The 509-nt window shown below is 65.8% G+C and carries 1 protein-coding gene; it reads right to left on the bottom strand.

Annotation, left to right across the window (positions count from 1 at the left end; translation table 11 throughout):
- On the bottom strand, positions 1 to 509 hold a 509-nt coding region (locus D1614_RS29050), incomplete at both ends, for a lyase family protein (protein WP_241558172.1).

Below are 509 nucleotides of genomic sequence, written 5' to 3'. Positions count from 1 at the left end.
GTCAGCGCCAGCAGCACGCGCTGCGAATGGACGAGGCCGCCCATCTTGTTGAGGTTCTTCTCCATCCGCGCCGGATAGACGACCAGCTTGTCGATCACGCCGGTCAGACGCGCCAGCGCGAAGTCGAGGGTGATGGTCGCGTCAGGCCCGATATAGCGCTCGACCGAGGAATGGCTGATGTCGCGCTCATGCCACAGCGCGACATTCTCCAGCGCCGGGGTGACATAGCCACGTACCATGCGGGCGAGGCCGGTAAGGTTCTCGGTCAGCACCGGGTTGCGCTTGTGTGGCATCGCCGACGAGCCCTTCTGGCCGGGAGAGAAATATTCCTCGGCTTCGAGGACTTCGGTGCGCTGGAGGTGGCGGACCTCGGTCGCCAGACGCTCGATCGAGCTGGCGATGACGCCCAGCGTGGCGAAGAACATCGCATGGCGGTCGCGCGGGATGACCTGGGTCGAGACGGGCTCGACGGTCAGCCCCATCTTCTCGGCGACGTGGCGCTCGACGCG

This window comes from Maribellus luteus (assembly GCF_003576475.1).
Classification (GTDB): Bacteria; Bacteroidota; Bacteroidia; order Bacteroidales; family Prolixibacteraceae; genus Draconibacterium; species Draconibacterium luteum.
This window is presented reverse-complemented; position numbering and strand designations above follow the sequence as displayed.